Origin of the sequence: Ruminococcus sp. CAG:57, from assembly GCF_000435935.1 — a bacterium.
Taxonomy (GTDB): Bacteria; Bacillota; Clostridia; order Oscillospirales; family Ruminococcaceae; genus Hominimerdicola; species Hominimerdicola aceti.
The window spans coordinates 89,195-98,593 of record NZ_FR890769.1 but is presented as its reverse complement, the minus strand read 5'-3'; the positions used below and the strand labels follow the sequence as shown (position 1 = coordinate 98,593).

Below are 9,399 nucleotides of genomic sequence, written 5' to 3'. Positions count from 1 at the left end.
AGGCTTTCTGTCCGATAGCCACATATACGCATATCATATCCTTGTCCTTTTGGTTAAGAATGGTATCAAGAGCAATGGAAGTTTTACCTGTCTGACGGTCGCCTATGATAAGCTCACGCTGACCTCTGCCGATAGGGAACATTGAGTCGATAGAAAGTATACCTGTTTCCAGAGGCACTGTAACAGACTTTCTGTTGCAAACGCCTGCGGCTTCACGTTCGATAGGGTAATAATCGTCATACTCTATCTCGCCCATGCCGTCGATAGGAGCGCCCAGAGCGTCAACAACTCTGCCCAGAAGCTTTTCGCCAACGCCAACACCTGCCCTTTTCTGTGTTCTGACTACCTTTGAACCTTCTGTAAGACCATGGTCAGAGCCAAGAAGAACGCAGCCGAGAGTTTTTCTCTCCACATTCTGAACTATTCCTTTAACGCCTGTTTCAAATTCAACAAGCTCACCATACATTGCATGATTAAGACCGTAAATATTTACGATACCGTCATTTATGGATATTATCCTGCCTGTTTCGTTGACCTGAGTTTTCGCCTCAAAGTCAGCTATCTCACTTTTAAGCACCGAGATAATATCGCTTCTGCTTGAACCTGCCAAGCCGTTCACCTCCCTGATATCCTGTTCTGCAAAGCTTTTATCATACCCTGAACGCTCTTGTCATACTCGACCCCGTTCACTTCAAGACGATAGCCGCCCATAAGGGCTTCGTCGGTATTCACTTCCAGCAGAACATCGCTCACGCCGTATTTCTTTTTCAGCGTTTCTTTTATTTTATCCGTCTGTGCCTTTTCAGGCGGGCAGACGCAGTAAAGCTCAGCTTTAAGTATATTTTTGCTTTTGAGGACTTCATCGTCATATGCGTCAAAAATGTCCATGATGTTATCCATGTGACCCCACTGACACATGACCTTGAGAAAGTTTCTCATATCTTGTGGAAAAAGCCTGTCTATAACTTTCTCCTTTTCCTTTATTTCCACAGCAGGGCTTGCAAGAGCGTCCTTAAGCTCGTCACAGCTTTCAAAAAGCTCTCTTGAAGCCTTTACGCTCTCAGCCTTTGGCGAAAGCTCAAAAAGCACTCTGCCGCAGACTTCCTCGGGATAAAAGATCATTTGGCAGCACCTACCTCGGAGAGAAATTCATCAACAGTTTCTCTGTCGGAGTCGCCTCCCACATTTTTCTTAATGACCTTAGCAGCCGCCAGTATAGCAAGGTCTGCGATCTGGTATTTTGCGTCGTCCATAGCCTTTTCCTTTTCGTTTGCAATGGACTTTTCAGCTTCTTTCATTATCTTAGCAGACTCGGCTCTTGCATTTTCAAGCATAAGGTCGCATTCTCTGCCTGCCTGTGCTTTAGCCTTGTTTGTTATCTCAACAGCCTGACTGTGTGCGTCGGCTATCTCAGCTTCATAGTCAGTTTTCATTTTTTCAGCGTCCGCCTTAGCCTGTGCCGCACCGTCAAGGTCGCTTTGTATCTTTGCAGACCTCTCGTCCATCATTTTGCACACTGGCTTGAAAAGAAACTTTTTAAGGAGCAGATACAGTACCAGCAGATTTATTATTACCCATACCAAACTTATATCAAGACTTATCATAGCTATGCTCCTTTCATAAAGATGTTTTGTTTTATTACTTCAGGAAGAAGATGATAAGGATAGCTACGATAAGACCGTAAATAGCGGTCGCCTCTGCAAGTGCGCAGCCGAGAAGCAGCGAGCTTCTTATATCCTTTTTAGCTTCGGGCTGTCTTGCGATAGACTCTGTTGCCTTTCCTGTTGCAAGACCTATTCCGATGCCTGCGCCTATACCTGTAATAACGGCTACAGCCGCACCAATTGCTACTAACATGATATATACCTCCGTTTTTATTCTTTTACTTTTCTACGCTTATTCTCTTACTTCAGGAAGAAGATGATAAGGATAGCTACGATAAGGCCGTAGATAGCTGTTGCCTCTGCAAGTGCGCAGCCGAGAAGCAGTGAGCTTCTTATATCCTTTTTAGCCTCAGGCTGTCTTGCGATAGACTCTGTTGCCTTTCCTGTTGCGATACCTATTCCGATACCTGCTCCTATTCCTGTAATAACGGCTACAGCCGCACCGATTGCTACTAACATAGATCATACCTCCGAATTTCTGTTATCTTAGTCGTCGTCCTCTATTGCTTCATTTATGAACAGGGACGTGAGGAACACGAAAACATATGCCTGAATGAAGCCGTCGAAAATATCAAAGTATGCCGAGAATGCCAGCGGTATCACTATCGGGCAAACGGCGTCGATAAGCTCCATGATGATATAAGACGCAAGCACGTTTCCGAAAAGTCGCATACAAAGCGACAGCGGTCTGATAACAAGCTCCATTACATTCAGCGGAGCGATTATCGCCACAGGTTTGGCAAAGCTTTTCAGCCAGCCCTTTGTTCCTTTTGCTCTTATTCCTGCAACCTCCACAAGCACAATGCTCATGATCGCAAGTCCTGCGGTAACATTCAAGTCTTTTGTAGGCGGTGTAAAGCCCAGCAGACCGATGATGTTCGCAAAGCCTATGTAGATAATGACAGTTGCAAGGAACGGAAAATACGCCATACCCTTTTCTCCCAGCTGTTCTCTGAAGAAATCTCTGAGAAAGCCTACGAATGATTCAAGCATCATCTGTTTCCTGTCAGGGATAAGTTTAAGGTTTCTTGTGAGAAGTATTGAAGCTATCACAAGTATCGCCATTATTATCCATGTTACCACGCAGGACACAGGAACGGGTATGCCTCCGAAAATCGGTATCCTGAAAGCTACTTTGTTTTGCATAGCCTCGGAAAGATTTTCGGAAATTCTCTCCAGCATTTTATCACCTCCAAAAAAATAAAACCAATAAGAATGCCAGCCTCATAAGGGTATAATAAGGTCTACACCGTTTACCCCCAGCGGTTGAATGCAATCGTCATTGATTTTATCATGATAAAACTATTTTTTGTATGCGTCCCCCTATGGGCGCAGTGATGTAAGACTTGCTTTTTGTCTACGAATATATTATAATACAATCATAAGCATATGTCAAATAGATATTTTCTATTGTAAACATACTCATAGTGTATGGATAGAGAGGAAAGGTTTATGAGAGAGATAAATTTCGAGCATTATAAGATATTCTATTATGTGGCAAAGTTCCAGAACATAACAATGGCGGCGAACTATCTGTTTTTGTCGCAGCCGAGCATAAGCCGATGCGTAAAAAATCTTGAGGACGAGCTTGGGTGCAAGCTTTTTGTGCGGTCAAAAAAGGGTGTAGAGCTGACAACGGGCGGAGAGATGCTCTTTAAGCATATATCCATAGCCTGCAAGCATATATTCTCGGCAGAGGAGGAACTTGCGCTGATAAGCGAGCGTGACAGGGCGATAGTAAGGCTTGGAGGAAGCGAGGTGGCACTGCAAAGCTTTCTTATCGACCGAATAGTAGAGTTTCACAGAGAACACCCGAAGATACAGATAAAGATAGACAGTATGTCCACCCCTGACGCTATAGAAGCGTTGAGGGCAAATCTAATAGACGTGGCGGTAGTTACCTCGCCGTTTGCAGACAAAACGGGGCTTAACATAAATGTGATAAAGAAGCTTCAGGATATCGTTGCCGCAGGAAACGGTTTTTCCTATCTTAAAGACAAGGAGATATCCCTGCATGAGCTTGTGAAATATCCTCTTATCTGTCTTAAAAACACCACCACCACCCGAAACTATCTTGACCATATATTCAGACAGCACAACCTGCTGTTAAGACCTGATATCGAGCTTACGTCCATAAACTTTGTAATGCCGATGGTAAAGAACAATCTTGGCATAGGTTTCATGCAGTATGCCACCACCAAGGCGGAGATAGAGGCAGGGAACATTTTCAGGGTGAACACAAAAGAGCAGATACCGCCAAGGAGCATATGTGCGGTGACGGCTTCCCAGTATGAAACTCCGGAACCTGTGCAGAGGTTTATAGACAGCCTGCTTGAAAAGGAAAGCGTGAATATATAAAAGCAATTTGGGGCGTTGGTGACAGCGTCCTTTTTGTGCTATAGAATAGAAAAAGCGGTGCAGAGTTTTACGCTCAGACACCGCTTTGTTTTGCTTTTTACAGCTCCATTATATATTTTTCCGCAGAAGAAAGTGCGTTTGCACCGTCTGCCGCTGCTGTTATTACCTGCCTGAGAGGTGTAGTACGGACATCTCCTGCCACAAAAAGACCCTTTGCAGTGGTGATTCCGTCCTCGCCAGCTTTCACATATCCGCTTTCGTCAAGCTCGCAAACGCCCTCTAAAGCTTGTGTATTCGGCACGCTTCCGATTGCGCAGAACACTCCGTCCACGGCAATGTTCTTTTCCTCGTTGTTTTGCGTATAGGTAATGCCCTCTGCATTTTCGCCACCTGTTACCTCTTTTATAACCGCACTCATAACAGGCACGATATTATCTGTTTCAGCGACCTTTTTCTGCAAAGCTTTATTTGCTCTGAACTCGTCACGTCTGTGGATAAGGTAAACAGTTTTTGCAAGCTTTGAAAGATAAAGTGCGTCACCAAGTGCAGTATCTCCTCCGCCCACAACAGCCACAACTTTATCCTTATAGAAGAAGCCGTCGCACACTGCGCAGTAAGAAATGCGCTGTTTCTCACCGCCTGCCACGTCAAGATGACGATATGAAGTGCCTGCGGTGTAAATAACAGTTTTTCCTTCTTTTACAGAGCCGTCCTTGAATATGACCTTCCAGCCCTCGGCTGTTTTCTCAAAGCTCTCAGCCTCGCCCTCGTAAAACTCAGCACCAAGAGTTTCAGCCTGCTCTCTGAACTTTTCTCCAAGGTCATAGCCGTTTATGCCGTAAAGACCCGGGTAGTTCTCAACTCTGTCTGTAACAGATATCTGACCTGTACCCATGTAGTCCTTTTCGCACACCAGTGCGGAAAGCATTGCTCTGCCTGCATATATCGCTGCAGTAAGCCCCGCAGGACCACTGCCTATTATTATAACGTCATACATAAAAAACACATCCTTTATATATAGTATACACTTTCTGTCCCTAATTATAAAATGAAAACCGACTTTTGTCAATCAGATATAATACATAGGCTCTGAAACGTTCTCTACTGACTCTTTATTATAGAAGTCAACGAGCTGTCTGAGGGTGATAGACTCAGTGTAGCTTTTCAGTTTGTTCTCTAATCTCAGCCATATATAATCGTCAAGCACCTGTGCAAATTCTGTGTTTTCGTCATTTACTACCGCAACATCGCTTCCAAGCACCGATGGGTCGAGAGCGTCGATTATTTCTTTGAGTGTTATCTTCTCCGGCTTTTTGTTGAGTATATATCCGCCCCTAGAGCCTTTTATGCCTTTTATGAGCCTTGCCTGCCTCAGAGAAGTAAGCACCTGCTCAAGATATTTTCCTGAAAGTCCACGTCTTTCTGCCACGCTGTATACTGTCACTGTTTCGCCGTTTTCTGAGTTCATTGCAATGTCTGCAATGGCAATTATGCCACATTCTACTTTTGTTGAAATTTTCATTTCTGCACCTCCCTAGAAATGACAATCTTATCATTTCTCATGCTTTTTATACTTGTCCTATTATTCATAGTAATCCTATCAACATAATATATTTTATACTTTTTTGAGCAAACTGTCAAGAGTTTTCATAAAAATAAGGGCATATTTTAAAAGAAATGTTAAATCTATAGTAATCCTATTGACTTTATATGATTTATGTTGTATAATATCTACAGTAACAAAGAACATCGCACCTTGACAGGCTTGCGGTGATAGCTATATAATAAGAAAACAGGGGGCGTTTCCTTTGAAATTCAATACAAAATTGCTCCATGGCGGATTTGGACCTGAGAAAACAACAGGCTCAACGCTCACTCCCATATATCAGGTGAGTGCCTTTGCGCAGGAGTCGGCTGAGCAGCTTGAAAAAGTATTCAATAATAAAGCACCGGGATATGCTTACACAAGAATAAGCAACCCGACAGTAGCGGCTTTTGAGAACCGAATGAATACACTTGAAAAAGGTGTTGGCGCAGTGGCGTGTTCATCAGGCATGGCGGCTGTTACAATGTCGCTTCTGAACATTCTTGAAGCAGGTGACGAGATAATATGCGGCGCAGGTCTTTTCGGCGGCACTATCGACCTTTTCGGCGACCTTGCGGCATTCGGTATCAAGACCAAATTCGTAAAGCACGTTACAAAAGAGGAAATAGCCCCTATTATAAATAGTAAGACCAAAGCGGTCTTTGCCGAGCTTATCGGAAACCCTAATCTTGAAATAGTTGATATAAAGTCGGTGGCTGACCTTGCCCATGAAAACGGTGCAGTGTTTATACTTGACAGCACAACGGCTACACCTTATCTTATAAATCCATTTGACTACGGTGCTGATATCGTGGTACATTCCACGTCAAAGTATATAAACGGCGGAGGAAATTCCATAAGCGGCGTTATAATCGACAGCGGAAACTTCAAATGGGATTATGACAAATTCAAGGGGTTGGCAGAATATAAGAAATTCGGGAAGTTTGCTTATATCGCAAAGCTGAGAAACGGCATATGGAGAAACGTGGGCGGCTGTCTTGCTCCGATGAACGCATTTATGAACAGCGTGGGACTTGAAACACTGGGTCTTAGAATGGAGCGATGTTGCCATAACGCTTTGAAGCTTGCGGAGTTCTTTGAAAGCTGTGAGGGCATTGAAGTGAACTATCCTGCACTGAAAGCCAGCCCGTTCTATGACCTTTGTCAGGAAGAACTTGGCGGCAAGGGCGGTGCTATACTCACCATAAGAGCAGGTTCAAAGGAAAGAGCCTTCAAGCTTATAAACGGCTTGAAGCTTGCAACAAATGCAACTAATATCGGAGATACAAGAACGCTCGTTATACACCCTGCAAGTACGATCTACGCCCACGGCAGTGAGGAGCAGAAGATAAACGCAGGCGTGTTCGGCGACACAATCAGGATAAGCGTCGGAATAGAGGTCGCATCGGATCTGATCGAGGACTTTAAACAGTCCATAGAAAAACTTTAGGAGGAATTTACTATGGCAGTTGACTACGCAACACTTAAAAAAGGCGGTTTCATGCGCCAGAAGCAGAAGAATAATTTTTCACTTAGACTTAGAGTTGTGGGCGGAAACCTTACGGCAAAACAGCTTGCAACTATTGCAGAGGTGTCTGATAAATACGGCGAGGGCTATGTTCATCTTACATCACGTCAGAGCGTTGAGATACCTTTTATAAAGCTTGACGATATCGACGAGGTAAAGGCGGCTCTTGCAAAGGGTGACACAGAACCGGGCGTTTGCGGACCGAGAGTAAGAACTATCACAGCCTGTCAGGGTGCTGCGGTCTGTCCAAGCGGCTGTATAGATACATACTCTCTTGCAAAGGAGCTTGACGAAAGATATTTCGCAAGGGAGCTTCCTCACAAGTTCAAGTTCGGCATCACAGGCTGTCAGAACAACTGCCTTAAAGCGGAAGAAAATGACGTTGGTATCAAGGGTGGCATAAAGGTTGAGTGGCGTGAAGCTGATTGTATCGGCTGTGGCGTGTGCGTAAAGGCTTGCCGTCAGGGTGCGCTTACAATGGAGGACGGAAAGATAGTTCTTGACAAAGAAAAGTGCAACTTCTGCGGACGCTGTTTTAAGGCTTGTCCTACAGAAGCGTGGGATACTATCCACGGTTATATAGTTTCATTCGGCGGACTTTTCGGCAACCATATCAACAAGGGCGAAACTGTTATCCCATTTATCGAGGATAAGGAAACTCTTATGAAGATTTGCGATACCGCTATACAGTTCTTTGACGATAACGCAAAAGCTGGCGAAAGATTCAAGTTCACTATCGACAGAGTGGGCAGAGAGAAATTTACAAATACTATACTGGAGGTTTATAACAATGGCTGATTTTAAAATAGACGATACAGTGGATATCACCACAGTGGTTTGCCCGACAACATTCGTTAAGGCAAAGGTAGCTCTTGAAGAGCTTGACGACGGACAGATCCTTTCCATTAAAATGAATGACGGCGAGCCTGTTCAGAACGTTCCAAGAAGCATTAAGGAAGAGGGTCACAAGATATTGAAGCTCATTGACAATGAGGACGGCACTTATGACCTTATCGTACAAAAGGTGGGAGATTAATGTCAGTAAGAGCAAATAAGGATACTTTCGAGAGCGAGATAAACGAGGCAGGAAAGCTTGTTATCGCAGATTTCTATTCAGATTCCTGCGTTCCGTGCAAGCGAATGTCACCGCTTCTTGCGGAAACTGAGGAGGAGAACCCTGAGGGCATAAAGCTTGTGAAGCTCAACATCAACTTTGACGGGGAAACCGCTCAGAAGTATAATGTCACAAGCGTTCCGACACTTGTGTTCTTCAAGGACGGAGCAGAAAAAGCAAGACTTACGGGAGCTGTAAAAAAAGCACAGCTCACCGAAACAATAAATTCTATAGATTAAGGAGAAATGGATATGACTATAACAGTAGCAGGTAATAAAAAGGACGTTGCAGAGGGACTTACAGTGGCACAGCTCGTTATCGACGAGAACGTTGAAACACCACAGTACGTTACAGTAACTATCAATGACGAATTTGTAGAGAGCGGTGCTTTTGAAAGCACAGTTCTTAAAGACGGCGACGTTGTAGAATTTCTTTACTTCATGGGAGGCGGACAGTAATGGCATTTACAGACGAACAGCTTGAGCGTTACTCACGCCACATCATTCTTAAAGAAGTTGGCGCAAAGGGACAGAAAAAGCTTCTTAACGCAAAGGTACTTATCATAGGCGCAGGCGGACTTGGTGCACCAGCCGCTATGTATCTTGCCGCAGCAGGCGTTGGTACTATCGGCATTGCAGACGCAGACGAGGTAGATCTCTCAAATCTGCAAAGACAGATAATCCACACAACTCAGGACGTTGGCAAGGCAAAGGTCCTTTCCGCAAAGGAAACAATGGAGGCTATCAACCCTGACGTTAAGGTGAATACATACCGCACCTTTATCGACAGCGAGAACATCATGGATATAATCAAGGACTATGATTTCGTTATCGACGGCACTGACAATTTCCCGGCAAAGTTCCTTATTAATGACGCCTGCGTAATGGCTAAAAAGCCATTTTCACACGCCGGTATCATCAGATTTAAGGGTCAGCTCATGACCTATGTTCCAGGTCAGGGACCATGCTATAGATGTGTGTTCAAGAACCCACCTCCGAAGGACGCTGTTCCTACTTGCAAGCAGGCAGGCGTTATCGGCGCAATGGGCGGCGTTATCGGAAGTTTGCAGGCAATGGAAGCTATCAAGTATATCCTTGGCGTTGGAGAGCTTCTCACAGGCTATCTGCTTACTTATGACGCACTTAAAATG

General features: G+C 44.4%; 14 protein-coding genes and 1 pseudogene. 7 read left to right on the top strand and 8 right to left on the bottom strand.

Features of this window, described 5'->3' with window-relative positions; all coding sequences use genetic code 11:
- The 6 genes and pseudogenes from QVO88_RS09220 to QVO88_RS09195 all read right to left on the bottom strand — a co-directional run.
- Positions 1-619 (bottom strand): annotated as a pseudogene (locus tag QVO88_RS09220) (F0F1 ATP synthase subunit alpha); the annotation flags it as partial.
- Complete coding sequence (gene atpH, locus QVO88_RS09215) at positions 616-1,122, bottom strand: ATP synthase F1 subunit delta (protein ID WP_022288195.1); 507 nt, start codon at positions 1,120-1,122, stop codon at positions 616-618. The pseudogene QVO88_RS09220 and the gene atpH, both read right to left, overlap by 4 nt.
- Positions 1,119-1,604: a F0F1 ATP synthase subunit B gene (gene atpF / locus QVO88_RS09210; RefSeq protein WP_022288194.1), complete on the bottom strand. Its 486-nt coding sequence runs from the start codon at positions 1,602-1,604 to the stop codon at positions 1,119-1,121. Before atpF ends, atpH begins: the two co-directional genes overlap by 4 nt.
- 34 nt (positions 1,605-1,638) lie before the next feature.
- Positions 1,639-1,857: an ATP synthase F0 subunit C gene (gene atpE, locus QVO88_RS09205; RefSeq protein WP_022288193.1), complete on the bottom strand. Its 219-nt coding sequence runs from the start codon at positions 1,855-1,857 to the stop codon at positions 1,639-1,641.
- Positions 1,858-1,904: 47 nt separating this feature from the next.
- The gene (gene atpE / locus QVO88_RS09200; protein WP_022288192.1) at positions 1,905-2,123 is read right to left on the bottom strand and encodes an ATP synthase F0 subunit C; all 219 of its coding nucleotides are present in this window, start codon (positions 2,121-2,123) and stop codon (positions 1,905-1,907) included.
- A gap of 27 nt (positions 2,124-2,150) precedes the next feature.
- Positions 2,151-2,846 carry a F0F1 ATP synthase subunit A gene (locus QVO88_RS09195; RefSeq protein ID WP_022288191.1) on the bottom strand — a complete coding sequence of 232 codons (696 nt, stop codon included), beginning with the start codon at positions 2,844-2,846 and terminating at the stop codon, positions 2,151-2,153.
- A 270-nt stretch (positions 2,847-3,116) separates the two neighbouring features.
- Here QVO88_RS09195 and QVO88_RS09190 point away from each other — a divergent pair, with 270 nt between their 5' ends.
- Positions 3,117-4,022, top strand: a complete 906-nt coding sequence (locus QVO88_RS09190; protein WP_022288190.1) for a LysR family transcriptional regulator — start codon at positions 3,117-3,119, stop codon at positions 4,020-4,022.
- Between the two features lie 97 nt (positions 4,023-4,119).
- Here QVO88_RS09190 and QVO88_RS09185 read toward each other — a convergent pair whose 3' ends face one another.
- Together QVO88_RS09185 and QVO88_RS09180 are read right to left on the bottom strand one after the other, a co-directional pair.
- Complete coding sequence (locus QVO88_RS09185) at positions 4,120-5,019, bottom strand: NAD(P)/FAD-dependent oxidoreductase (RefSeq protein ID WP_022288189.1); 900 nt, start codon at positions 5,017-5,019, stop codon at positions 4,120-4,122.
- Between the two features lie 72 nt (positions 5,020-5,091).
- Positions 5,092-5,544, bottom strand: coding sequence for an Rrf2 family transcriptional regulator (locus QVO88_RS09180; protein ID WP_022288188.1), 453 nt, complete (start codon positions 5,542-5,544; stop codon positions 5,092-5,094).
- A gap of 286 nt (positions 5,545-5,830) precedes the next feature.
- Here QVO88_RS09180 and QVO88_RS09175 point away from each other — a divergent pair, with 286 nt between their 5' ends.
- The 6 genes from QVO88_RS09175 to thiF all read left to right on the top strand — a co-directional run.
- Complete coding sequence (locus QVO88_RS09175) at positions 5,831-7,057, top strand: O-acetylhomoserine aminocarboxypropyltransferase/cysteine synthase family protein (RefSeq protein ID WP_022288187.1); 1,227 nt, start codon at positions 5,831-5,833, stop codon at positions 7,055-7,057.
- Between the two features lie 12 nt (positions 7,058-7,069).
- On the top strand, positions 7,070-7,933 hold the full coding sequence (locus QVO88_RS09170) for a 4Fe-4S binding protein (protein ID WP_022288186.1): 864 nt from the start codon (positions 7,070-7,072) through the stop codon (positions 7,931-7,933).
- On the top strand, positions 7,926-8,171 hold the full coding sequence (locus QVO88_RS09165) for a sulfurtransferase TusA family protein (protein WP_022288185.1): 246 nt from the start codon (positions 7,926-7,928) through the stop codon (positions 8,169-8,171). The genes QVO88_RS09170 and QVO88_RS09165 overlap by 8 nt, the downstream gene beginning before the upstream one ends.
- A complete protein-coding gene (locus tag QVO88_RS09160; RefSeq protein WP_022288184.1) occupies positions 8,171-8,488 on the top strand; it encodes a co-chaperone YbbN in 318 nt (105 codons plus the stop codon). The genes QVO88_RS09165 and QVO88_RS09160 overlap by 1 nt, the downstream gene beginning before the upstream one ends.
- A 12-nt stretch (positions 8,489-8,500) precedes the next feature.
- The gene (thiS, locus tag QVO88_RS09155) at positions 8,501-8,707 is read left to right on the top strand and encodes a sulfur carrier protein ThiS (protein ID WP_022288183.1); all 207 of its coding nucleotides are present in this window, start codon (positions 8,501-8,503) and stop codon (positions 8,705-8,707) included.
- The coding region (gene thiF, locus QVO88_RS09150) for a thiazole biosynthesis adenylyltransferase ThiF (protein ID WP_288177949.1) at positions 8,707-9,399 on the top strand (693 nt) is incomplete at its 3' end. The genes thiS and thiF, both read left to right, overlap by 1 nt.

What these genes read in the sequence shown, in the direction of transcription:
- atpE (WP_022288192.1), bottom strand. Translation starts at nt 2,123, where the DNA reads ATGTTAGTAGCAATCGGTGCGGCTGTAGCCGTTATTACAGGAATAGGA.
- QVO88_RS09170 (WP_022288186.1), top strand. Translation starts at nt 7,070, where the DNA reads ATGGCAGTTGACTACGCAACACTTAAAAAAGGCGGTTTCATGCGCCAG.
- QVO88_RS09160 (WP_022288184.1), top strand. Translation starts at nt 8,171, where the DNA reads ATGTCAGTAAGAGCAAATAAGGATACTTTCGAGAGCGAGATAAACGAG.
- atpF (WP_022288194.1), bottom strand. Translation starts at nt 1,604, where the DNA reads ATGATAAGTCTTGATATAAGTTTGGTATGGGTAATAATAAATCTGCTG.
- atpE (WP_022288193.1), bottom strand. Translation starts at nt 1,857, where the DNA reads ATGTTAGTAGCAATTGGTGCGGCTGTAGCCGTTATTACAGGTATAGGC.
- QVO88_RS09165 (WP_022288185.1), top strand. Translation starts at nt 7,926, where the DNA reads ATGGCTGATTTTAAAATAGACGATACAGTGGATATCACCACAGTGGTT.
- QVO88_RS09185 (WP_022288189.1), bottom strand. Translation starts at nt 5,019, where the DNA reads ATGTATGACGTTATAATAATAGGCAGTGGTCCTGCGGGGCTTACTGCA.
- QVO88_RS09195 (WP_022288191.1), bottom strand. Translation starts at nt 2,846, where the DNA reads ATGCTGGAGAGAATTTCCGAAAATCTTTCCGAGGCTATGCAAAACAAA.
- QVO88_RS09190 (WP_022288190.1), top strand. Translation starts at nt 3,117, where the DNA reads ATGAGAGAGATAAATTTCGAGCATTATAAGATATTCTATTATGTGGCA.
- QVO88_RS09180 (WP_022288188.1), bottom strand. Translation starts at nt 5,544, where the DNA reads ATGAAAATTTCAACAAAAGTAGAATGTGGCATAATTGCCATTGCAGAC.
- thiS (WP_022288183.1), top strand. Translation starts at nt 8,501, where the DNA reads ATGACTATAACAGTAGCAGGTAATAAAAAGGACGTTGCAGAGGGACTT.
- atpH (WP_022288195.1), bottom strand. Translation starts at nt 1,122, where the DNA reads ATGATCTTTTATCCCGAGGAAGTCTGCGGCAGAGTGCTTTTTGAGCTT.